We start from the raw sequence: 22,283 nt of genomic DNA, 5'->3' as shown, positions 1-22,283 counted from the left end.
ATGATAAAACACAATTATTAACAAAATAACAATTAACACAACGAATAACAATGCCAAAAAGAAAAGACCTTAACTCCATTTTAATTATAGGATCAGGACCTATAGTAATTGGACAAGCTTGTGAATTTGACTATTCTGGATCTCAGTCTTTACGATCTTTAAGAGAAGATGGAATTGAAACCATTTTAATCAATTCTAACCCAGCAACAATTATGACAGATCCTTCTATGGCAGATCATGTGTATTTGTTGCCACTAACCACAAAATCAATCATTCAAATATTAAAAGAACACCCACAAATAGATGCGGTTTTACCAACAATGGGTGGGCAAACAGCTTTAAATTTATGTATAGAAGCTGATGATAAAGGAATTTGGGAAGATTTTGATGTAAATTTAATAGGTGTAGATATTGATGCAATTAATATTACTGAAGATAGAGAACAATTTAGAGAATTAATGCTAAAAATTGATGTGCCAATGGCGCCTCAAGCAACTGCAACATCATTTTTAAAAGGAAAAGAAATTGCGCAAGAATTTGGTTTTCCATTAGTAATTCGTTCTTCTTATACTTTGGGTGGAGCAGGAGCTTCTATCGTTTATAAACCAGAAGATTTTGATGAGCTGTTAAGTAGAGGTTTAGAAGCATCACCAATACATGAGGTGATGATTGATAAAGCAATGATGGGATGGAAAGAATACGAATTAGAATTATTACGCGATAAAAACGATAACGTAGTAATTATTTGTTCTATCGAGAATATGGATCCTATGGGAATTCATACAGGAGATTCTATTACAGTTGCGCCTGCTATGACATTATCTGATACTACATTTCAGAAAATGCGTGATATGGCCATAAAAATGATGCGTTCTATTGGAGATTTTGAAGGTGGTTGTAACGTACAATTTGCAGTTTCTCCAGATGAAAAAGAAGAAATTATTGCTATCGAAATTAATCCACGTGTGTCGCGTTCATCAGCTTTAGCTTCTAAAGCAACAGGTTATCCAATTGCAAAAGTGGCTACAAAATTAGCTATTGGGTATTCTTTAGATGAATTAGAAAACGGAATTACAAAATCTACTTCAGCTTTATTTGAGCCAACTTTAGATTATGTAATCGTAAAAATACCACGTTGGAACTTTGATAAATTCGAAGGTTCAGACAGAACTTTAGGTTTACAAATGAAAGCTGTTGGTGAGGTTATGGGTATAGGACGTTCTTTTCAAGAAGCATTGCATAAAGCAACACAATCTTTAGAAATTAAAAGAAATGGGTTAGGTGCAGATGGTAAAGGATATACAGATTATAATAAAATTATAGAAAAATTAACCCACGCAAGTTGGGACAGAGTTTTTGCAATTTATGATGCTGTTGCAATGGGAATTCCGCTAAGTAAAATTTACGATATCACAAAAATTGATATGTGGTATTTAAAACAATACGAAGAGTTATTTCATTTAGAAAAAGAGATTTCTAAATTTTCTATTGATACTATTGATAGAGATTTATTGTTAGAAGCAAAACAAAAAGGTTATGGAGATAGACAAATAGCACATATGTTAGGCTGTTTAGAAAGCCAAGTTTATAATAAGAGAAAAGAATTAAAAATTCAGCGTGTTTATAAGTTAGTTGATACTTGTGCTGCAGAGTTTAAAGCAAAAACACCTTATTATTATTCAACTTTCGAAAATGAGATTGAAACTGTTAAGGGAGATATAGTAATAGCTAATGAAAGTGTTGTGACAGAAAAGAAAAAAATTGTTGTTTTAGGTTCTGGACCCAACAGAATTGGGCAAGGAATTGAGTTCGATTACTGCTGTGTTCACGGAGTTTTAGCAGCAGCAGAATGTGGTTATGAAACTATTATGATTAACTGTAATCCAGAAACGGTTTCTACCGATTTTGATACGGCAGATAAATTATACTTCGAACCTGTTTTTTGGGAACATATTTATGATATTATTCGTCACGAAAAACCAGAAGGAGTTATTGTACAATTGGGTGGTCAAACCGCATTAAAATTAGCAGAAAAATTAACTAAATACGGAATTAAAATTATAGGAACTTCTTTTGAAGCACTAGATATTGCTGAAGATAGAGGAAGATTTTCGAGATTATTAAAAGAAAACAACATTCCGTATCCAGAATTTGGTGTCGCAGAAACTGCGGATGAAGCTTTGGCTTTAGCAGACCAATTAGATTTCCCAATTTTGGTAAGACCTTCATATGTTTTAGGAGGGCAAGGAATGAAAATTGTTATCAACAAAGAAGAATTAGTAGAACACGTTGTAGATTTGCTACATAAAATTCCAAACAATAAATTATTGTTAGATCATTATTTAGATGGTGCCATAGAAGCAGAAGCAGATGCAATTTGCGATGCTGATGGAAATGTATATATTATCGGAATTATGGAACATATAGAACCTTGCGGAATTCATTCAGGAGATTCTAATGCAACTTTGCCAGCCTTTAATTTAGGTGAGTTTGTGATGCAACAAATTAAAGATCATACATATACTATTGCAAGAGAGTTAAAAACTGTTGGATTGATAAATGTACAGTTTGCCATTAAAGATGATATTGTTTATATAATTGAAGCAAATCCTAGAGCTTCTAGAACGGTTCCTTTTATAGCAAAAGCATACAAAGAACCGTATGTAAATTATGCAACTAAAGTAATGTTGGGAGAAAAGAAAGTAACAGATTTCGATTTTAATCCACAATTAGATGGTTTTGCAATTAAGCAACCTGTATTTTCTTTTAACAAGTTTCCGAATGTAAATAAGAAATTAGGGCCAGAAATGAAATCGACAGGAGAAAGTATACTATTTATTGATAGTTTAAAAGATGATGACTTTTACAACTTATACTCACGTAGAAAAATGTATTTGAGTAAGTAAAATTTATTTATATAGAAAGCATCCATTTATGCTGAATTTGTTTCAGTAATTGGATGCTTTTTTTATAGTTATTTTATTAATGATTTTTGTTATTTATCCATTCTTCTTTTAAGATTCCATAGCTTACAGAATCAAAATACTCACCATTTATAATTCTTGCTTTTATATATCTTGCTTCTTTTTTCAGTCCTAATTTTTCAGCGAGTTTAATCATTCCAAAATTTCCAGACCAAGTTGATATTCCAATTCTAATAATTTCTTTTTTTGTGTTAAACACTTCGTCAATCCATAATTTAAGAGCTAAATAACCAATTCCTTTGCCCCAAAATTGTTCATTAAAAATTACAATTCCTATTTCTAACCAATTAGTTTCTTTAGATTTCCAATACCAACTAACTTCTCCAATAATTTCATTTTTATCATTAGAAATAATTCTTACATTATTTAAAACATTTTTACCTTTTAAGAATTTGTTTCTTAATTTTTGAATTCTCTTTTCAACTTTATTTTCAGAATCTTTTTTAAAATAGGGACCATTTAATGAGTGATATTTATGTTTTGGTAGTTTCCAAAATCTATAGTCTTCTAAATCATTAAGTTCTAGTTTTCTTAATTTTATCATTAAAAAGAATTTTTAACTTTCAATTTTATTGTTTGATGAAGTTAAGTTATATTTTTTAATTAAATAATCAATAAAAAGAACATAGTTTTTTAGTTAAATTTTATAAAGATGTTTCATCAAAAGAAAGACATTATTTTTATATTAAAAACGGAAAACCTGTTATGTAAAAACCATAGTTTAACTTTAATATAACTATAGTTTAATTTTAATATAGCTAAGTGTTTTAAAAAAACTGTAATTTTGATACTTCTTTTACGACTATGTAAAATAATTATTAAACTTTTTAAAAACTACATCACAATGAAAAAAAACTATTTTTTAAAACTAATCTTATTGTTAATACCAGTTTCCGCATTTACACTCTTATCATACACAAGTGGTAGTAGTGCAATTGGTAGTAGAACTGGTTCACCTCAAGACGCAACAACTTGTACAGCTTGTCACTCAGCAGGAGCTAGTTTCGGTGCTTCTGCAACGGTTACAACTAACATACCTGCTGGGGGTTATGCACTAAACACAGATTATACTATAACAGTAACAGGAAGCTCTTCATCCTCTAAACATGGTTTTCAACTTACTGCAGAAAATGCTTCTGCAAAAGTAGGTACTTTTAGTGGAGGTGCAGATGTAAATGTTTTAAACAGTGGTAAATCTATTGGTCATAATAGTAGCTCTACAAACAAAACTACTTGGAATGTTACTTGGAAATCACCATTAACAGATCAAGGAAATATTACTTTTTACACCGCTTTTAATGCTACAAATGGTGATGGAAGTACAGGTGGTGATCAAGTAGTAACTGCTTCTTCTTCTCCAGTATCTGTATTAGGAATTTCTGAAGCTCAACGTTTAAACTTTGATATGTATCCAAATCCAGCTTCAGATAAATTAAATATTCAATTATCTTCAGATGTAAATGAAGCAACTGTAGAATTTTACGATTATGTGGGTAGATTAGCATTATCAAAAAAAATAACAAAATCTAATCAAGCTGTAGATGTAACTTATTTAAGTTCTGGTGTTTATGTTTTAAAAATTAAAACAGAAGATAAAATAGGAAGCCAAAAATTTATAAAAGAATAACAATTTTTTTATAAAAATATTTTATACCAACCGATTGTATTCATACAATCGGTTTTTTTTGTACACTTTTTAAAGTAAATTTGCAAGACTTCGAAAATAAGAAAAATGAATTATATTTTATTTGATAGTGATGTAAGAAACTCTTTATTACCATTTACTTATACAAGGCCCGTTGCAGATATTAGAGTTGGTATTTTAACGATAAGAGAAAAATGGGAAAAGTATTTGAGTTTAACCACTACAACAATTACTGAAGAATATTTAGAGGAAAAATATCCGATGGTAGAAATGGAAGAAAATGTTTTGTTAAACGCTTCTTTTTTACCAAATAAAGAGCTGGTAGAAATGGTAAAAAACCTTTCTAAGAATGAAGCAATTTTTAAAGGAGAAGATGTTATTGCTTTTTATTCAGAAGAAAACCAAGAAGTTAATTTTGATGAGTTTACTCAAATAGAATTTGAAGAAGATATTCTACAAATTAAAAATACTTGGGATATATTTTCTTTAAATTATAAAGCAATTCAACAAGATTTCGATTTTATTACTGAAGGTAGAAAATCGCAACCCATACCAGAAGGAACAAGGTATATTAATAAGGATAATATTTTTATAGAAGAAGGTGCAGAAATTACTTTTGCAACTTTAAACGCTTCTTCTGGGCCAATTTATATAGGTAAAAATGCAGTGGTTATGGAGCAAACCGCAATAAGAGGTCCGTTTGCAATGTGTAATAATGCCGTTTTAAAATTAGGAGCAAAAATATTTGGCGGTACAACTATGGGGCCTTATTGTAAAATTGCAGGAGAAGTTAATAACGCTGTTTTATTTGCTTATTCTAGTAAAGGTCATGATGGTTATTTAGGAAATTCTGTTTTAGGAGAATGGTGTAATTTAGGTGCAGATACAAACAATTCTAATCTTAAAAATAATTATGCAGAAGTAAAATTATGGGATTATAGTTTAGGACGTTTTGCCAAAACAGGATTGCAATTTTGTGGTTTAATGATGGGAGATCATTCTAAATGTGGAATTAACACAATGTTTAATACAGGAACAGTTGTTGGTGTAAGCGCAAATATTTTTGGTAGCGGTTTTCCTAGAAATTTTATACCTTCTTTTAGTTGGGGTGGAGCATCTGGGTTTACAGAATATAAAACAAATAAGGTTTTTGAAGTAGCCACTGTTGTTATGAAACGTAAAGATTTACTGTTTGATGAAAAAGACCAAAAGATTTTAGAAAGTGTTTTTGAAGCTACTAAAAAATATAGAAATTATTAGATTTGTCTAAAAGTCTAAAAGTCTAAAAGTTAAAAAGCTCTAAAATGAATTTTCATTTTAGAGCTTTTTTAATTTAACTTTAAAATGGATTTTTTCTAATTTCTATCGCGTATATCGCCAGAACCAACAGATTTACTGTCTATATGAGTTGGATTTCCTTTGTAATAAACGCTACCAGAACCTACTAATTTTGCTTTAATTTTAGATTTTACTGTAGTTTTTATACTACCAGAACCAGCAATTTTTGCATACACCTCGTCCGTTTTTAAATCATAAGCTTTAATGCTACCAGAACCAGCAATAGAACAATTAAATTCATCTGATTTTCCTTCTAAATAAATGTTGCCAGAACCACCAATAGAAGCTCTTACATTTTTGGCATCAATTTTTAGTTTTATATTTCCAGAGCCACCAATACTAGCGCTAAATTTATCACTTTTAATAATATTATTATTACTAATATTTCCAGAACCACCCAAGGCAACAGCTTCTAAATCTTTATAAGGAACTGTTATTGTAATTTTTCTTGTGGTTCTGATATTGGTGTTTTTTTTGTAATTAATTTTTAAAGTATTTCCAGAAACTTTAGTTTCTATATAAGGAATGATATTTTCTTCGGCTTCAATTTTAATTTTTCCTTCTTTGCCTTTTACAAGCTCTACATTAAAAGGACCACCAACAGAAACTTTATCATAATCTGATGTTGTTTTGGTAACTGTAATAAGGTTTCCATTTCCTTTAATTTTTTTACTATTCCACCAGCTTTGTGCGTTTGCAGCAAAGGTTAGTGTTAGAATTATACTAGTTAAAAATATTTTTTTGTTCATAATATTTATTTTTGGTTGATTTTTTTTAGTTTTCTTTGATGCTTACACCACCATATTGCGATTTAATTTTTAATCTAGAATTCGTGTTTCCTTTTCCAAATTTACCCTCATAATATTTTTTAGTTGATTTAGAAATACTTTTAAACATTTCAAATTTGTTTTTATTTCTACTAAAACCAGCATATTGTAAATCAATTTCAAAATTAAAAACAGCATCTGGGGCAACACCAATTCTAATGCCAGCATATTCGCCATCAATTTCAACATTTTCAAATCCTTTTGCCAAGTTTTTTACAGTTAATGCGCCATACTCAGTTTCTATAATTAATTTTTTATGAATGGTGCCAAAACGCATACTTGCAAAGTCTGAATTACCATTTACATTATCTGCTTCATCAATAGAAATTGAGCCGTAATCGGCGTTAAAATCTACACTTTTTGTTTCTCCTAATTTAACTGTAGAATAATCTGAGTTTACTCTAACTTTCTGAGTTTTATCTATTGTTAATTTAGAATAATCAATATTTACATCTCCACTTTTCATATAATTAATGCTAGATGAAGAACAATAATCTAAGTTTATGTCGTTGTTTGATGCAGCTAAATTACCAATAGAAATTTTACCATAATCGCAATTAATATCTGCTTTGCCATCTAAATTATCTAAGTAAATATTACCATAATCGTTGTTTAAATCTACTGAATTAGATTTTGGCATTTTAACCACATAATTTATTTTGTAGTTCATATTTTTATTCTTTTTCCACCAAGACCAACTGCTTTTTTTCTTTTCAAAAATTGTCTTTGCTTCAACCAAAGAAGGCGTATTGTTAAATTCTACGTGAATAGTGTTTAGCCTATTTTCTACATCCTCTAAATCATCACCTTTTACAGTTATTGTTATTTCAATTTCAACTTTATTTTTGTTCCAGGTTGTAATATTTAAATTTCCATATTTGTTGTTTAAAGCAACTTTTGCATCAGCATTTACGTTAAATTCTTTTTTTATGATTTTACTTTTTTCGTGTCTTTTTTTATCGTTGTTTGCAGTTGCTAATAGTGGTATTAAAAGAAATAATAATGTAATTTTATATATAGACTTCATTGTTTAAAATATTAGGATTTTTTATTTGTTCAATTTGTTTTAAGGTGCTTTCTAAAATGTCTAAACGTTGTTGATAATTTTTAATCATTGCGCTTATAATTTTTCTTTGTTTTCCGTTTTTAGTTAACTCTTTAACAAAGGTTTTGTATTCTTCTTCAAGGTCTTCTAATTGGTCTAAAGCGTTTTCTATAATAGTTTCTGTATCTAAATTCCTATTGCTTTCTAGGGTTTTTAATTCTTGATTAATTGTAGCTACAAAATAGCTTTGAACTTCTTCCATTTTAGGCGATACATCTGCTAATTCTATTTGTTTTTTTTGATGATTATTACCTAACCAAAAGCCCAAAATTAACACTACAGATGCAGCCACAGACAACCATTTCCAAGAAGTTTTATTTATTTTTTTTTGATGATTTAGCTTGCGTTCAAAACGTTCTAAATGACCAGAATGAGGTTCTTGAAAATCGAATTCATTTTCAGAAAAAAATTGATGTAATTTATCTTCCATACGCTTGAGTATTTATATTTTCTGCAAGTATTACTTGCTTTAATTTCTTTTTTGCTCTAGAAACGGTTGTTCTCACATTTTCGTTGGTATAATTTAAAATTTCTGCAATTTCTTCATAATCATACCCTTCTATTAAATGCAAGTTTAAAACCACTCTATAATTGTCTTTTAAACTTTGCAAACACGTTAATACTTTGTTGGCTTTTAAGCCAGAATAATCTATAGTTTCTTCTTCAACTTCATCATTAGGAATCACTTCCATTTTTACTTCGTTATAACGATTATTCTTTTTTAATTGTGTTAAACTTTTATTGATAACTATTCTTTTTAACCACGCACCAAAAGTAACTTCGCCTTTATACATATTCATTTTTGTGAATACCGTTAAAAATGCTTCTTGCATAATATCTTCAGCTTCAAAATTATCTTTTAAAATACGATGTGCAGTATTATACATTGCTTTGTAATAAGCTTTATACAAATCTAACTGCGCATTTTTATCCGACTTTTTGCAGCGTTCTATAAAGTTGGTTATATGTGGTTGATTGGTTTCCAATAAAACGTTTCTGTATTAAAGACAAAACTGTTTTTGAGTTGTGACAGTTTATTGAAAATAAAAATACAGTTTTTTATGGAAGCAGTATTTGAAGATGGTTTTTTGCTAATGGGTTAGTATATGAAAAGTAGTGTTTTTGAAAGCGTTATTTTCAAATGTTTAAATTTAAGTTTTTCATATTTTAGAAACATTTTATTTAATAAAGTTATTTTTTATGTACATTGTTGGCAACTGTAATTTTTAAAGTATATTTTTTAAATCTTGTCGACCAACTATCGCCATAATTTCAATTGCTTTATCTTTGTTATTTATCTTAAAATAAATTGAATCAGAACCACAAACACATTTTCGATATCCTATTTTGATGTATTCAACTGATTCGAATGAATATGGACTTTTTGATATTCTATCAAAATACTCGAAAAACTCATTAAAACATTTATCAGCTTGTTTCTCACTAAACGTTTTTATTCCGTAATGATGAATTCTTATTAAATCTTCTTTTGCTGTATTACTCAGCCTATATTTAGCCATTCAATAAAGATTTTGATTGAGCTAAAATCTGTTCTTTCGAATCTGATGTAAATCCGCTTTCTTCTGCCTTTTCTAATTTTGAACTAATCCAATCTATTCGAGCTTGTTGCTTTCGAGCTTGTCTTATTAAATCGTTAACCAACTCACTTTTACTTGAATATTCCTTATTCTCAATCTGTGTTTTCAACCAATTATCATTCGGTTCTGTAAATGAAATACTTTGTCTTGTCATATTTTAAGTTTTGATGCTAATTTACATCAAAAAAGCATCAAATGCAAATTTCTTTTATGAATTGTGATGTCATCAGTTCTTGTAGCCAACGCGTAAACTGATATGACCTCTGTTTTAAAGACTTATATCAGAAGTTAGCGAAATTAGACTTTTTTGATTTCAAAATCAACTAGAAAGCATTGTTTCTCTTTTTTGTTTTACAATTGTTTTCATATTACATTTGATTACAACTTAAGATGTTTTTAATTGTGTTAAACTCTTATAGATAACTATTCTTTTAACCACAATCCAAAAGTAACTTCGTCTCTATTTATATATTCATTTTTGTGAATATCGTTAAAAACGCTTCTTGCATAATATCTTCGACTTCAAAATTATCTTTTAAAAAGAAGCAGTATTTGAACTGGTTTTTTTATGGTTGTTGTTTGGTTGCAGCAATTACAATCTCTCTAATATTGACTCCTTGTGGTTGGTTGTAAGCATACCACATAGCATTAGCAATATCAATTGGATTTAAAACACCTCCCATATCATTTTTCCAACTTTCGTATCCTTCTTTTATTTCATTAGATGTTGTGTGAGACAATAATTCAGTTTCTACAGCGCCTGGGGCAATCGTAACCATTCTAACATTTGATAGAGCAGCTTCCTCTCGTGCATTTTCTGTTATAGCATGAACGCCAAATTTTGTTCCACAATATACAGCGTGATTAGGAAATGTTTTTCGTCCAGCAATTGAGCTTGTGTTGATTATAGTTCCTGATTGTCGTTTCTTCATTTTAGGTAAAACAGCTTGCATTCCGTTAAGCACTCCTAATATGTTAACATCAAACATTTTTTTCCATTCGATAGGGTCTTGTGTTGCAATGTCTCCTAAAAGCATTAATCCAGCATTATTAATCATACAATCTACATCTCCAAATTTATTTTCAGCATCCGAAATGGCATTTTTTAAAGCTTCCATATTTGTAACATCTACTTTCTTGTAAATGGTGTTTGGTAAATTGAACTGCTTAATTTTTTCGATTCTCCTTGCTAATAAAAGTAAAGGATAACCTTTTTCTGAAAAAAGTTTCGCTGTAGCTTCTCCAATTCCTGAACTGGCTCCTGTAATTGCTATTAATGGTTTATTCATTTTTAAATTTTTATTGTGTTTTTATTCAGTCTGTTTATAATTTCTTCCTGTTTTAAATCCGCTATATGCTATTAACCCAACTATTATTATTTGAGTTAAATATAGAATTGTTGAAACATTATCAAATATATTATTTGTTACAGGAAGATTATATTCAGTTGTGTCTGTTACTCCGATATAAGAATTGACAATTGAAATCATTTCAGTAAGAACCCAAATAATCAATAATCCGCTAATCATAAAAATTAGATTTGCAGTTAGGTTTTTAAAACTTCTCCTTAACATTCGTATAAGGTAAACGCTAAAAAAAATCAGAACGGATAAGAATAGAATAAAATGAAAATTGGCAATCACAATATAAGTGTCGTGAATATTAATATCAGTATTAGATTCAGGTTTTAATCCGTCAACACCGAATAATATGAAATTCAAAATCAGCAAAAATAGCGCTGTTCCAATTAACCAAAATATTTCTTTTCGTTTCAATTCAGTAGTTTGTTTTTCGGTTTTGCATTAGTTGCTCTACATTATGCACAACGTGTAAACTGATATAACGTCCGTTTTAAAACTTATATCAGAAGTTAACAAAGTTAGGTTTTTTTCAGTTAAAAAATCAACGAGAAAAACACGGTTTCTCTTTTTTGTTTTACAATTATTTTCATATTACATTTGATTACAACTTAAGACGTTTTTAATTTCTATGGATAAAAAAATAAAGAAACCTTGGCCTACCAAAAACGTTATGAATCAAGTTTATAAAAAGAATCTTTGGGGTAGCAATAATACGCAGTTTTATTCAGGAGAAGGTTCTCATCATCCAGAAATTGTAAATCCATATATAGAAATAGTAAGTTCTTTTTTAACCTCTTTTAAAGAACCAATTTCTGTGTTAGATTTAGGTTGTGGAGATTTTAATATCGGAAAAAACTTTGTAAAACACACTAAAAATTATGTTGCCATAGATATTGTTGATGAATTAATACAGTACAATAAAAAAATATTTAATGCAAAGAATTTAGATTTTAGATGTTTAGATATTACTAAAGACACTTTACCGTTTGCAAACTGTGTTATACTAAGGCAAGTTTTGCAGCATTTATCAAATTTTGAAGTAAAAAATTGTATCGAAAAATTATCAAAATTTAAATACGTTATTCTTACAGAACACATACCAAATGGCGATTTTTTTCCCAACAAAGACATTATTTCTGGACAAGGAATTCGACTTAAAAAACAAAGCGGAATCAACTTATTAATGCCGCCTTTTCATCTAAAAATAAAAGCAGAAAAACAGTTACTGTCTTATGCTTTAAAAAATAACAAAGGCGTAATTGTAACCACTCTTTTTACAATGTTTTAAGCTATTGTTTACACCTTGGCACAACAATTGTTTTTATAGTATTGATGATTGGTTTAAGTTTATTTACTTAACTGATTATCAATTAAATAAAAATAAAATTTTGATGTTGATTTTACACATTAAAAAAATCAATGTCAGTATGACAGATATATAACAAATGAGCAAACCAAAAATAATGCATTTAGACAATTTGTCGCTTCAAAGTATGTTAAATGAAGATTCTGAATTAATCCCTTTAATGACTCCTGAAGATGAAGAAATTATTAATAAAGAAAATGTACCAGAAATACTTCCTATTTTACCTTTAAGAAATACCGTTTTATTTCCTGGAGTTGTAATACCTATTACTGCGGGTAGAGATAAATCTATTCAGTTAATAAAAGATGCAAACAAAGGCGATAAAGTTATTGGCGTTGTTGCACAAAAAAATGAAGATGTAGAAGAACCTGGGTTAAAAGATATTCATAAAACGGGTGTTGTTGCACAAATTTTACGTGTTTTAAAAATGCCAGATGGCAATACAACTGTTATCATTCAAGGAAAAAAATGTTTTGAAATTGATACTATTATTCAAGACAAACCGTATTTAAAAGCAACTGTAAAAGAAGCAATTGAAGACAGAAATGTAGAAAATAAAAAAGAGTTTGATGCCATTATAGATTCGATTAAAGAACAAGCTTTAGAAGTGATTAAGGAAAATCCTATGTTACCAACAGAAGCGTCTTTTGCAATTAAAAACATAAAATCGAATTCGTTTTTGGTGAATTTTATTTCCTCAAATATGGATTTATCTGTAGCTCAAAAACAAATAATTTTAGAAAAAAACAATCTAAAAGAACGTGCTTTATTAGCCTTAAAAAACTTAAACAAAGAGCTACAAAAATTAAAATTGCGTAATGATATTCAGTCTAAAACTCGCGAAGACTTAGACCAACAACAACGCGAATATTATTTACATCAACAATTAAAAACCATTCAAGAAGAATTGGGTGGCGCTTCTAACGACCAAGAATTAGAAGAAATGCGTAAGCAAGCAAAATCTAAAAAATGGTCTAAAAATGTTGCAGAAACGTTTGAAAAAGAAATCAATCGTTTAAAACGGATGAATCCACAAGCTGCAGAATATGGTGTGCAGAGAAGCTATTTAGAATTGTTATTAGAATTACCTTGGGATATTTATTCTGAAGATAAATTCGATTTAAAGCACGCAACAAAAGTGTTAGATAGAGATCACTTTGGATTGGAAAAAGTGAAAGAAAGAATTATAGAACATTTAGCAGTTTTAAAGTTAAAAGGTGATATGAAATCGCCAATTATCTGTTTATACGGACCTCCAGGAGTGGGTAAAACTTCTTTAGGAAAATCGATTGCAGAGTCTTTAGGGCGTAAATATGTTAGAATGTCTTTAGGTGGTTTACGTGATGAAGCAGAAATTCGCGGACACAGAAAAACATACATTGGCGCAATGCCAGGGCGTTTAATTCAGAATTTGAAAAAAGCGGGAACTTCCAATCCTGTTTTTGTGTTAGATGAAATAGATAAACTAGGGCAAAGTCATCAAGGAGATCCGTCTTCTGCAATGTTAGAAGTCTTAGATCCTGAGCAAAATGAAGCTTTTTACGATAATTATTTAGAAGTTGGTTACGATTTATCTAAAGTACTTTTTATTGCTACTGCAAACAACTTGGGTCAAATTCCTTGGGCATTAAGAGATAGAATGGAAATCATAAATGTTACAGGATATACTATCGAAGAAAAAATAGAAATTGCCAAAAGACATTTATTGCCAAAACAATTAAAAGAACACGGTTTAACCAATAAGAATTTAAAGTTAGGCAAAAAACAAATTGAACAAATTATTGAAGGTTATACCCGTGAATCTGGAGTACGTGGTTTAGAAAAACAAATTGCAAAAGTGGTTCGTTTTGCTGCAAAATCTATTGCATTAGAAGAAGAATATGAGATTGCTTTATCATCAGAAAAAGTAGAAGATATTTTAGGAACACCAAGAAATAGAGATAAATTTGAAAATAATGATGTTGCTGGTGTGGTTACTGGTTTAGCTTGGACACAAGTTGGTGGAGATATTTTATTTATAGAATCTATTCTATCAAAAGGAAAAGGAAACCTTTCTATAACAGGTAATTTAGGAACGGTTATGAAAGAATCTGCAACCATTGCAATGAAATATATAAAATCGAATGCAGAAGAATTTGACATTAAGCCAGCTATTTTAGAGAGTTATGATGTTCATATTCACGTTCCTGAAGGTGCTACTCCAAAAGATGGTCCAAGTGCAGGTATTACAATGTTAACTTCTTTAGTTTCTTCTTTTACGCAACGTAAAATTAAAAATAAATTAGCAATGACTGGAGAAATTACTTTGCGTGGTAAAGTATTGCCAGTTGGCGGAATTAAAGAAAAAATATTAGCAGCAAAAAGAGCCAATATTAAAGAAATTATTTTGTGTAAAGAAAATGAAAAAGACATTTTAGAAATAAAAGAAAGCTACTTAAAAGGCTTAAAATTTCATTATGTAACAGATATGAACGAAGTCATAGAAATTGCGCTCACAAAACAGAAAGTAAAAAATGCTAAGAAATTAGCGTAAATACTAAGCCTTCAGTTTCTTTAATTGAGGGCTTTTTTTTGAAGCTAACTGCTTGCCACAGGCAGATTCTTTACTTGGAATTTATCTTGAACAAAGTAAAATGGTTATATCCTTTTATAGTTGTCATTGCTGTAGAAGTTACTTTTTAGACAGCCTTCTTTATTTTAATTCTTTCTCAAAAATTCTATATTTTTTATAAATAGTGTGTTCCATACGCTCCATAACTGCACGCATTTTGGTATTTTCTTCTAAAACTAAATGACTATCTAAAATAGTTAAGTTTCCTTTTTTTGCAGCTTTAAACATTGCTTCTGCCATTAAAGCTATCAAACCAGAATTTCTAATATTTTCATCTACACAACCTAATAATAAATTTAATTGGTTGGTTTTTTTAAAAGCTCTTAAAATGTGAATAAACCCAAAGGGAAATAGTTTTCCATTTGCTTTTCTAAATCCTTGGCTAACATCTGGCATTGCAACAACAAAAGCAACTACATTGTTAGTAACATCTAAGATTACTTTTATATATTGTGGTTTTAGGAGCGGTAAAAATCGCTCTGAAAATTCTTTAATTTCGAACTCATCTAAAGCCGCAAAACCATAAATATCTTTATAGTTTTTATTAATTAAATTAAAAACATCTTTTACATAAGGTTTTACCTCTTTCGGTTTTTTAAATTCTAACACTTTATAACCATTTCTTTTTGCTCTTTCTGCAATTTTAGAATAAATTACAGGAGTTTCTTGTGGCAATTTTGCTCTATATTGAAAAATGTTTAACTTCTTTTTAAACGCATTTCTTTTAGTATGTGTAACCATATATTTAAAACTATGGTTGGTAACCATTACAGTCATTGCATCATTAAAACCTTTGGTTAAAAAACCTTGAGGATCTTTATCAGAAAAACCTAAAGGACCTATTATGGTTTGCATCCCTTTTTGCTTTCCCCAATTCTCAATCGCATTTATTAAAGTATCAAAAACAATTGCATCATCATAACATTCTAAACCAAAAAAACGAACGCTTTTTTCATTGTTTCCTTTGTTGTAATTGTGGTTGATGATGCCCATAATTCTACCAACTATTTTACCTTCTTTTTCTGCTAAGTACAGCACAGTATCACAATGTTTAAAAGAATGATTTTTGTTTTTATCAAAGACTTTCCTTTCATCAGAAATTAAAGGAGGCAACCATTCTTTGTGGTTTTTATGAATGGTGTAAGGCAACATTATAAATTGCTTTAACTCCTTTTTAGATTGTACTTCTTTAAGTTGAATCATATTTTTAGGGCAGGTATTTTTTTATACAAAAGTCCAGCTAAATATAAGACAATTGGTACAGATAGCACTCCAGCAATTGCATCTACAACATAATGTGCTTTTATGTAAACGGTTGATAAAATTAAGAGAAAAACAAACGGAATAGCAATTTTAAAATAGTTAGGAACTCTTTTTCTAAATAAGGTTAAAATAGTTAGTGATAAACCCACGTGAGAACTAGGAAAAGCACCTGTTGGTTGTTCTGCTTTTTGTAGAAAATGTATTATTTTATCAAACACAAATGCACTTGGTAGTTCTTTTTCTGGTGATGGAAAATAAAATTGTGGTCCTGCTGCTGGAAAAAAACAGAAGAATAAATAATAAAGTAACATAGATGCTGCGAACTTAAAAAATAGTTCTTCTGTGTCTTTTTTTAGTTTGAAATATGTGATAAAAACAAAACTGATAATTAGAATATACAACGTAAAATATCCTAAATACATCAACTCACTAAAAAACGGATTCGAAAAATATTCTGAAAACTTTATACTGGGTTGGTACCCAAACAATTTAAAATCTAAATCGATTAAATAGTTATCTAAGTTGTTGAAAAATAATTTGTTATAGTAAACAGTTTCTGTGTAAAAAAGCATACTAAACAATACAGGATAACAATTTCTAAGTAAGTTTAAAACGATAGATTTTACTCTAGAATCGTAATAAATAAATAAAATTGAAAGACCTAATAAAACACATCTTGTTAAAAATAATTCTAAAGATTTATGAGAATCATTCCAAGAAAAAAACAATAAAATGGTTGTAATAAATAGATAAGAGAAAAAGAGGAAGTCAATTTTTTTAAACTGCATTATTTTATTTTGATGGTAACGAATTTACATATTCAAAACTTTTTTGCAGTAATTCTGAAATAAAACTCCAATCGTTTTTTAAAGCTTCTTCAGAAATTAAAACGTATTCTCGCATTTTTGCTCCGTGAGAAATAAATGGAAGTATTTCATATTTTTCTCCAAAGATTTTAGTGTCTTCTTTAGATAAACGCAAACCAATTTCTTGAGCTTTATTCACAAAAGAAAACATATATCCGTTGGCAGAAGTATATGCAGTTGTTTTTCCTTTTTTTACAAAATTAGGATTTTCATCAACTAACTTTTCATAAGTTTCTAATGCGTTTTTCATATATTATTTGGGGTGAGTTTCAAAAAAATAAATATAAGTTAAAAGTTTCTTATGTCAATAATATCGCCATTATTTAATTGATTTTCCACATCAATTGTATAAATTTTATCAGCTACAAAATTGGGTGTAAACAACTCGTTATTTTCTTTTAAATTGATAAAACGCTCCACATTTTTAAAATTATTTTCAGATGTATTTCTTATTTGAGTTTGCATATTTGTATCTACAACTCCGGGGTAAATAGCAACACATTTTACGCCGTTTTTTTCTGAATCTTGTTCCAAAGCAATGGTCTTTGTCATCATATCTATTGCAGCTTTTGAAGCGCAATAAATAGACCAACCTTCATAAGGGGTTTTTGCTGCACCCGATGAAATGGAAATGATTTGTTTTTTACAATTCCAGTTTTTTGTTTGGTTGATAAAAAGATTGGCTAAAACAAGTGGAGTAGTGGTATTTAGAGTGATTGATAAATTAATATCTTCAGAATCTAGATTTCCTAATGAAGAAATTTCTCCTAATCTACCAGCATTATTTATCAATGTAATAGAATCTATTTTATCGCTTTTAAGCGTTTTAAAAAGAGCGTTAAAAGTAGTTTTAACTTCGTTTAAATTGGTTAAATCTACAGCGATTTCTTCAATATTTTTTAGGTTAGATTTACTTCTTGCTAAAGAATAAACCGTATTGTTTTCTGAAGCGTATTTTTCAGCAATTGCTTTTCCAATTCCTTTGCTTCCGCCAGTAATAATAAGAATGTTCATACAGTAAATGTATGAAATTTATGAATAAGATTTAGCTGAAATATTTTTTAGATTCATTCCAATAAACATCCATTTCTGCTAAAGTCATTTCAGAAAGTTGTTTGCCTTCTTTTTTGGCAGCTTTTTCTAAATATTGAAATCTGTTTATGAATTTTTTATTGGTTTTTTCTAAAGCATTTTCTGGGTTCACATTAATAAAACGAGCGTAATTAATCATAGAAAATAAGACGTCTCCAAATTCTTTTTCGATGTTTTTTTTGTTTCCTTTTTTAATTTCTTCATTGAGTTCAGAAAGTTCTTCTTGTACTTTTTCCCAAACTTGTGCTGGTTTTTCCCAATCAAAACCAACACCAGCAACTTTTTCTTGAATTCTATTGGATTTTACAACAGCAGGCAAACTTTTAGGAACACCTTCTAAAACCGATTTTTTTCCTTCTTTTAGTTTTAATTGTTCCCAATTACGTTTTACATCTTCTTCATTTTCAACCTTTACATTGCCATAAATATGAGGATGTCTATCTATTAATTTATCAGATATAGAATTGGCAACATCAGCAATATCAAAAGCATTTTTTTCGCTTCCAATTTTTGCATAAAAAACGATGTGCAAAAGCACATCGCCTAATTCTTTTTTTATTTCTGGTAAGTCATTATCTAGAATTGCATCAGCAAGTTCGTAGGTTTCTTCTATGGTAAGATGACGTAAACTTTGTAAGGTTTGTTTTTTATCCCAAGGACATTGCTCACGCAAATCGTCCATAATATCTAACAATCTGTTAAAAGCTGCTAACTGTTCTTTTCTGCTATTCAAAATAATATTTTATTAAAATGCCATTTCGAAATGAAATTGAAAAAAACGATTGAAAAACCTATAAAAAGAACGATTTCTCTGAACGTCGAAATGACAGGTTTTTTAAACTTCTTCAGTGTTTTCTTCAGTTGTAACTTCTTCAATTTTAGAGAAATCCATACCTGCTTTTACCAATGTATTATACCACTGAATTACTTTTTTTATGTTTGATGTGTACACTCTTTCGCCATCATAATTTGGTAAAACTTCAGCAAAAAAAGCTTCTAATTTTTTTGCACTTTCTTTATGAGAAATAGCTTCTTTGCCTTCAGCTTTTTCATACATAGATTTAAAAATAGCTAGTAAAGGTACATCTTCTTCATAAGTGTAAATTGCAATATTTTCTAACAAACTTACATTTTGAGCGGCGTTAATTGCTAAGCGTTTTTTATCAATTAAAGATTCTGCAATGACTGCATTTTTAGATTGTGAGATTACTTGAAATAATCCTGGTTTACCAGTTACGGCTATAATTTTACTAAATTCCATTTGTTTATTTTATTATGTCATCTCGAGTGCAATCGAGAGGTTATTTTTTTTTCTTTAAATTAGGAAAACGCATTCTATAATCTGCTCTAATTTTTCCTTTCGAGATATTTTCTAGTTTCTTTTTGATTAATCTTTTTTTAAGGGTAGAAAGTTTATCGGTAAATAAAATTCCATCTATATGATCGTATTCGTGCTGAAAAACTCTTGCAGCTAAACCATCTAAAACTTCAGTATGCGTTTTAAAACTTTCATCTTGATATTCTACTGTAATTTTTGGCTGACGAATAATGTCTTCGCGAACATCGGGAATACTTAAACAACCTTCGTTAAAAACCCATTCATCTCCTTCTTCTTCAAGAATTTTTGCATTAATAAATACTTTATTAAAATCTTTTAATACGGCTCTATCTTCTTCAGATAAGTCTTCATCTTCTGCAAAAGGCGATGCATCAATCAAAAACAAACGTATAGATTTACCAATTTGTGGAGCCGCCAAACCTACGCCAGAAGCATTGTACATAGTTTGTTTCATATTAGAAATCAACTTTTCTAAATCTGGATAGTTTGCATCTATTTCTTTGGCAACTTTTCTTAACACAGGATCTCCGTAAGCAACTATTGGTAAAATCATTTTTTAAATTTTAAACTTTGCAAAAGTACAATTTAGAATTACGAATTACGAATTTTTGAATTATGAATTTTGTAACACTTTTTTTGTTGATGATACAATGAAACGCAAAAGCATTTTAACTTTTATTATATAAATACGATTGTAAAATAATGGTGGCGCTAATCTCATCAACCAAAGCTTTATTTTTTCTTTGTTTCTTTTTTAAGCCACTATCAATCATTGTTTGAAATGCCATTTTAGAAGTAAAACGCTCGTCAATTCTTTTTATTGGAATACTTGGAATTTGTTTTTTTAATTTCTCTAAAAAAGGAACAATTAATGCTTCGCTTTCACTATCAGAATTGTTCATTTGTTTTGGTTTACCCACTAAAAAAAGGGCTACATTTTCTTTAGATGTGTATTCTTTTAAAAAAGCAATTGCATCTTCTGTAGCAAGAGTAGTAAGACCAGAGGCAATAATTTGAAGCTCATCTGTTACTGCAATTCCTGTTCTTTTTTTTCCAAAATCTATGGCTAAAATTCTTTCCAAACTAAATGTTTTTTACAAAAATACAGCTTCAAAATTAATAAAGAGAAAAGAAATTTATTTTTATCGAATTGATTTATAGAGAATTTAGAAAAATTGAGTAATAATTGTTAAAATCATATTTTAAACAACGAGTGGTAATCTGTTTAAAAAACGTATATTCGTATTGATTTTTGTAGATAGATTTATATTTGCACAAATTAATTTATTACAATGAAAAATATTAGAGAAATCATAGAGTCAGCTTGGGAAAATCGTGAGTTGTTAAAAGAGCAAAATACAATTAACACTATTAGAAAAGTTGTTGATTTATTAGATAAAGGAGATTTAAGAGTTGCAGAACCAACAGATGATGGTTGGCAAGTTAATGAATGGGTTAAGAAAGCAGTAGTGTTATATTTTCCTGTTCAAAAAATGGAAACTTTAGAAGCAGGTATTTTTGAATATTATGATAAAATTCCGTTAAAGAAAAACTTTGCAGAAAGAGGAATAAGAGTGGTTCCAAATGCTGTTGCGCGTTATGGTGCTTACATCTCTACAGGAACCATTTTAATGCCTAGTTATGTAAATATTGGTGCTTTTGTTGATGAAGGAACAATGGTAGATACTTGGGCTACAGTTGGTTCTTGTGCACAAATTGGTAAAAATGTACATCTTTCTGGTGGAGTTGGTATTGGTGGAGTTTTAGAACCATTACAAGCTGCTCCTGTAATTATTGAAGATGGTGCTTTTATTGGTTCTAGATGTATAGTTGTAGAAGGTGTAAGAGTGGAGCAAGAGGCTGTTTTAGGAGCAAATGTTGTACTTACAATGAGTACAAAAATTATAGATGTAACTGGTGATAAACCTGTAGAAACAAAAGGAGTTGTCCCAGCAAGATCTGTAGTAATTCCTGGAAGTTATACCAAGAAATTTGCAGCAGGAGAATACAATGTGCCTTGTGCATTAATAATAGGAAAAAGAAAAGAAAGTACCAATAAAAAGACATCTTTAAACGATGCTTTGCGCGAGTATGATGTTGCCGTTTAAGAAGTAAAAAAGCTATGACAAAAATTTCTGCAATTATACCAACGTTAAATGAAGAAATTCATATTGCTGATGCTATAAAATCAGTAAGTTTTGCAGATGAAATTATTGTGATAGATTCTTATAGTACAGACAAAACTATAGAAATAGCTGAACAATTTAACGTAAAAATCATCAAACGTAAGTTTGATGATTTTTCTTCTCAGAAAAACTTTGCCATCAATTTAGCAAAACATTCTTGGATTTATATTTTAGATGCTGATGAAAGGGTAACATCAGAAGTAGAAAAAGAAATTTTATCAGCTGTTAAAAACCCAAAAGATTTTGTGGGTTTTTATGTAAGAAGAAGTTTCTATTTTGCAGGTAAGAATATTAATTATGGTGGTTGCCAAAGAGATAAGGTTGTACGTCTTTTTTTAAAAGAATTTTGTAAATATAATGGGAGTCCTGTACACGAAACTATTGCTGCAAATGGCAAATTGGGTTTTTTTAAAAACAGAATAGAACATTATTCTTATAAAAGTTATGATCATTATGTTTCTAAAATGAATCATTATGGAGCTTTAAGAGCGCAACAGTATTTTGAAAAAGGAAAAAAAGTAAACCTGTTTCATATCCTGATAAAGCCTCCAGCAAGATTTGTAATTCATTATTTTGTTAGATTTGGTTTTTTAGATGGTTTTCCAGGTTATATTTTTGCCAAAACACAAGCTTATGGTGTGTATACTAGATATGTAAAGCTTTGGCTTTTAAATAATAAATTAAATAACAAATTAAAGTAAT

The 22,283-nt window shown here is 29.3% G+C and carries 24 protein-coding genes; 7 read left to right on the top strand and 17 right to left on the bottom strand.

The features are described 5' to 3' along the window. The first annotated feature begins 50 nt into the window (after positions 1-50). The gene (carB, locus tag ACY2RX_RS07475) at positions 51-2,906 is read left to right on the top strand and encodes a carbamoyl-phosphate synthase large subunit (RefSeq protein ID WP_490103342.1); all 2,856 of its coding nucleotides are present in this window, start codon (positions 51-53) and stop codon (positions 2,904-2,906) included. A gap of 76 nt (positions 2,907-2,982) precedes the next feature. On the opposite strand, the gene ACY2RX_RS07470 is transcribed toward carB, so the two are convergent. After that, on the bottom strand, positions 2,983-3,528 hold the full coding sequence (locus tag ACY2RX_RS07470; RefSeq protein ID WP_490103341.1) for a GNAT family N-acetyltransferase: 546 nt from the start codon (positions 3,526-3,528) through the stop codon (positions 2,983-2,985). A gap of 300 nt (positions 3,529-3,828) precedes the next feature. On the opposite strand from ACY2RX_RS07470, the gene ACY2RX_RS07465 reads away from it, so the two are divergent. Further along, positions 3,829-4,611: a choice-of-anchor V domain-containing protein gene (locus ACY2RX_RS07465; RefSeq protein WP_490103340.1), complete on the top strand. Its 783-nt coding sequence runs from the start codon at positions 3,829-3,831 to the stop codon at positions 4,609-4,611. A 105-nt stretch (positions 4,612-4,716) separates the two neighbouring features. Beyond that, positions 4,717-5,889, top strand: coding sequence for a GlmU family protein (locus ACY2RX_RS07460; protein ID WP_490103339.1), 1,173 nt, complete (start codon positions 4,717-4,719; stop codon positions 5,887-5,889). 95 nt (positions 5,890-5,984) lie between these two features. On the opposite strand, the gene ACY2RX_RS07455 is transcribed toward ACY2RX_RS07460, so the two are convergent. The 8 genes from ACY2RX_RS07455 to ACY2RX_RS07420 form a co-directional block, all read right to left on the bottom strand. Then, positions 5,985-6,716 carry a head GIN domain-containing protein gene (locus ACY2RX_RS07455; RefSeq protein ID WP_490103338.1) on the bottom strand — a complete coding sequence of 244 codons (732 nt, stop codon included), beginning with the start codon at positions 6,714-6,716 and terminating at the stop codon, positions 5,985-5,987. A 25-nt stretch (positions 6,717-6,741) separates the two neighbouring features. Further along, entirely contained in the window at positions 6,742-7,821 is a 1,080-nt protein-coding gene (locus tag ACY2RX_RS07450; protein WP_490103337.1) for a DUF4097 family beta strand repeat-containing protein, read from the bottom strand. Beyond that, on the bottom strand, positions 7,805-8,329 hold the full coding sequence (locus ACY2RX_RS07445; protein ID WP_490103336.1) for a hypothetical protein: 525 nt from the start codon (positions 8,327-8,329) through the stop codon (positions 7,805-7,807). Before ACY2RX_RS07445 ends, ACY2RX_RS07450 begins: the two co-directional genes overlap by 17 nt. Continuing rightward, on the bottom strand, positions 8,319-8,885 hold the full coding sequence (locus ACY2RX_RS07440; RefSeq protein WP_490103335.1) for an RNA polymerase sigma factor: 567 nt from the start codon (positions 8,883-8,885) through the stop codon (positions 8,319-8,321). Before ACY2RX_RS07440 ends, ACY2RX_RS07445 begins: the two co-directional genes overlap by 11 nt. A gap of 240 nt (positions 8,886-9,125) precedes the next feature. Next, positions 9,126-9,419: a type II toxin-antitoxin system RelE/ParE family toxin gene (locus ACY2RX_RS07435; RefSeq protein WP_490103334.1), complete on the bottom strand. Its 294-nt coding sequence runs from the start codon at positions 9,417-9,419 to the stop codon at positions 9,126-9,128. After that, positions 9,412-9,651, bottom strand: coding sequence for a ribbon-helix-helix domain-containing protein (locus tag ACY2RX_RS07430; RefSeq protein ID WP_490103333.1), 240 nt, complete (start codon positions 9,649-9,651; stop codon positions 9,412-9,414). The genes ACY2RX_RS07435 and ACY2RX_RS07430 overlap by 8 nt, the downstream gene beginning before the upstream one ends. A 412-nt stretch (positions 9,652-10,063) precedes the next feature. Continuing rightward, complete coding sequence (locus tag ACY2RX_RS07425; RefSeq protein WP_490103332.1) at positions 10,064-10,786, bottom strand: SDR family oxidoreductase; 723 nt, start codon at positions 10,784-10,786, stop codon at positions 10,064-10,066. Positions 10,787-10,807: 21 nt separating this feature from the next. Beyond that, a complete protein-coding gene (locus tag ACY2RX_RS07420) occupies positions 10,808-11,272 on the bottom strand; it encodes a hypothetical protein (protein ID WP_490103331.1) in 465 nt (154 codons plus the stop codon). 214 nt (positions 11,273-11,486) lie between these two features. On the opposite strand from ACY2RX_RS07420, the gene ACY2RX_RS07415 reads away from it, so the two are divergent. Next, complete coding sequence (locus tag ACY2RX_RS07415) at positions 11,487-12,146, top strand: class I SAM-dependent methyltransferase (RefSeq protein WP_490103330.1); 660 nt, start codon at positions 11,487-11,489, stop codon at positions 12,144-12,146. Between the two features lie 157 nt (positions 12,147-12,303). Further along, positions 12,304-14,757: an endopeptidase La gene (lon, locus tag ACY2RX_RS07410; protein WP_490103329.1), complete on the top strand. Its 2,454-nt coding sequence runs from the start codon at positions 12,304-12,306 to the stop codon at positions 14,755-14,757. Positions 14,758-14,916: 159 nt separating this feature from the next. On the opposite strand, the gene ACY2RX_RS07405 is transcribed toward lon, so the two are convergent. The 8 genes from ACY2RX_RS07405 to ruvX form a co-directional block, all read right to left on the bottom strand. Next, a complete protein-coding gene (locus tag ACY2RX_RS07405; protein WP_490103328.1) occupies positions 14,917-16,038 on the bottom strand; it encodes a hypothetical protein in 1,122 nt (373 codons plus the stop codon). Beyond that, complete coding sequence (locus tag ACY2RX_RS07400) at positions 16,035-16,886, bottom strand: phosphatase PAP2 family protein (protein WP_490103327.1); 852 nt, start codon at positions 16,884-16,886, stop codon at positions 16,035-16,037. Before ACY2RX_RS07400 ends, ACY2RX_RS07405 begins: the two co-directional genes overlap by 4 nt. Before the next feature lie 4 nt (positions 16,887-16,890). Further along, positions 16,891-17,214 carry a hypothetical protein gene (locus ACY2RX_RS07395; protein ID WP_490103326.1) on the bottom strand — a complete coding sequence of 108 codons (324 nt, stop codon included), beginning with the start codon at positions 17,212-17,214 and terminating at the stop codon, positions 16,891-16,893. A 38-nt stretch (positions 17,215-17,252) separates the two neighbouring features. Beyond that, positions 17,253-17,978 (bottom strand): (S)-benzoin forming benzil reductase, encoded by a 726-nt coding sequence (locus ACY2RX_RS07390; RefSeq protein WP_490103325.1) that lies wholly within the window; start codon positions 17,976-17,978, stop codon positions 17,253-17,255. 31 nt (positions 17,979-18,009) lie between these two features. Then, a complete protein-coding gene (gene mazG, locus ACY2RX_RS07385) occupies positions 18,010-18,789 on the bottom strand; it encodes a nucleoside triphosphate pyrophosphohydrolase (protein ID WP_490103324.1) in 780 nt (259 codons plus the stop codon). Between the two features lie 102 nt (positions 18,790-18,891). Further along, a complete protein-coding gene (locus tag ACY2RX_RS07380; protein WP_490103323.1) occupies positions 18,892-19,317 on the bottom strand; it encodes a DUF5606 family protein in 426 nt (141 codons plus the stop codon). A 40-nt stretch (positions 19,318-19,357) separates the two neighbouring features. Next, positions 19,358-19,948 (bottom strand): peptide deformylase, encoded by a 591-nt coding sequence (gene def, locus ACY2RX_RS07375; RefSeq protein WP_490103322.1) that lies wholly within the window; start codon positions 19,946-19,948, stop codon positions 19,358-19,360. Between the two features lie 115 nt (positions 19,949-20,063). After that, a complete protein-coding gene (gene ruvX / locus ACY2RX_RS07370; protein WP_490103321.1) occupies positions 20,064-20,477 on the bottom strand; it encodes a Holliday junction resolvase RuvX in 414 nt (137 codons plus the stop codon). Between the two features lie 210 nt (positions 20,478-20,687). On the opposite strand from ruvX, the gene ACY2RX_RS07365 reads away from it, so the two are divergent. After that, complete coding sequence (locus ACY2RX_RS07365) at positions 20,688-21,503, top strand: 2,3,4,5-tetrahydropyridine-2,6-dicarboxylate N-succinyltransferase (RefSeq protein WP_490103320.1); 816 nt, start codon at positions 20,688-20,690, stop codon at positions 21,501-21,503. A gap of 14 nt (positions 21,504-21,517) precedes the next feature. Further along, positions 21,518-22,282 carry a glycosyltransferase family 2 protein gene (locus ACY2RX_RS07360; RefSeq protein ID WP_490103319.1) on the top strand — a complete coding sequence of 255 codons (765 nt, stop codon included), beginning with the start codon at positions 21,518-21,520 and terminating at the stop codon, positions 22,280-22,282. The last annotated feature ends 1 nt before the right edge of the window (position 22,283 follow it).

Source organism: Polaribacter sp. 2405UD43-2 (assembly GCF_058147125.1).
Note: the sequence above shows the minus strand (reverse complement) of the source record. Positions and strands in the feature narration are given on the sequence as shown.

Coding starts and splice junctions, on each gene's coding strand:
- ACY2RX_RS07380 (WP_490103323.1), bottom strand. CDS start 19,317: ATGGAATTTAGTAAAATTATAGCCGTAACTGGTAAACCAGGATTATTT.
- ACY2RX_RS07390 (WP_490103325.1), bottom strand. CDS start 17,978: ATGAACATTCTTATTATTACTGGCGGAAGCAAAGGAATTGGAAAAGCA.
- ACY2RX_RS07360 (WP_490103319.1), top strand. CDS start 21,518: ATGACAAAAATTTCTGCAATTATACCAACGTTAAATGAAGAAATTCAT.
- ACY2RX_RS07445 (WP_490103336.1), bottom strand. CDS start 8,329: ATGGAAGATAAATTACATCAATTTTTTTCTGAAAATGAATTCGATTTT.
- ACY2RX_RS07365 (WP_490103320.1), top strand. CDS start 20,688: ATGAAAAATATTAGAGAAATCATAGAGTCAGCTTGGGAAAATCGTGAG.
- ACY2RX_RS07460 (WP_490103339.1), top strand. CDS start 4,717: ATGAATTATATTTTATTTGATAGTGATGTAAGAAACTCTTTATTACCA.
- ACY2RX_RS07400 (WP_490103327.1), bottom strand. CDS start 16,886: ATGCAGTTTAAAAAAATTGACTTCCTCTTTTTCTCTTATCTATTTATT.
- ACY2RX_RS07450 (WP_490103337.1), bottom strand. CDS start 7,821: ATGAAGTCTATATATAAAATTACATTATTATTTCTTTTAATACCACTA.
- ACY2RX_RS07470 (WP_490103341.1), bottom strand. CDS start 3,528: ATGATAAAATTAAGAAAACTAGAACTTAATGATTTAGAAGACTATAGA.
- ACY2RX_RS07415 (WP_490103330.1), top strand. CDS start 11,487: ATGGATAAAAAAATAAAGAAACCTTGGCCTACCAAAAACGTTATGAAT.
- lon (WP_490103329.1), top strand. CDS start 12,304: ATGAGCAAACCAAAAATAATGCATTTAGACAATTTGTCGCTTCAAAGT.
- ACY2RX_RS07465 (WP_490103340.1), top strand. CDS start 3,829: ATGAAAAAAAACTATTTTTTAAAACTAATCTTATTGTTAATACCAGTT.
- ACY2RX_RS07430 (WP_490103333.1), bottom strand. CDS start 9,651: ATGACAAGACAAAGTATTTCATTTACAGAACCGAATGATAATTGGTTG.
- ACY2RX_RS07405 (WP_490103328.1), bottom strand. CDS start 16,038: ATGATTCAACTTAAAGAAGTACAATCTAAAAAGGAGTTAAAGCAATTT.
- carB (WP_490103342.1), top strand. CDS start 51: ATGCCAAAAAGAAAAGACCTTAACTCCATTTTAATTATAGGATCAGGA.
- ACY2RX_RS07395 (WP_490103326.1), bottom strand. CDS start 17,214: ATGAAAAACGCATTAGAAACTTATGAAAAGTTAGTTGATGAAAATCCT.
- ACY2RX_RS07455 (WP_490103338.1), bottom strand. CDS start 6,716: ATGAACAAAAAAATATTTTTAACTAGTATAATTCTAACACTAACCTTT.
- ACY2RX_RS07435 (WP_490103334.1), bottom strand. CDS start 9,419: ATGGCTAAATATAGGCTGAGTAATACAGCAAAAGAAGATTTAATAAGA.
- def (WP_490103322.1), bottom strand. CDS start 19,948: ATGATTTTACCAATAGTTGCTTACGGAGATCCTGTGTTAAGAAAAGTT.
- ACY2RX_RS07425 (WP_490103332.1), bottom strand. CDS start 10,786: ATGAATAAACCATTAATAGCAATTACAGGAGCCAGTTCAGGAATTGGA.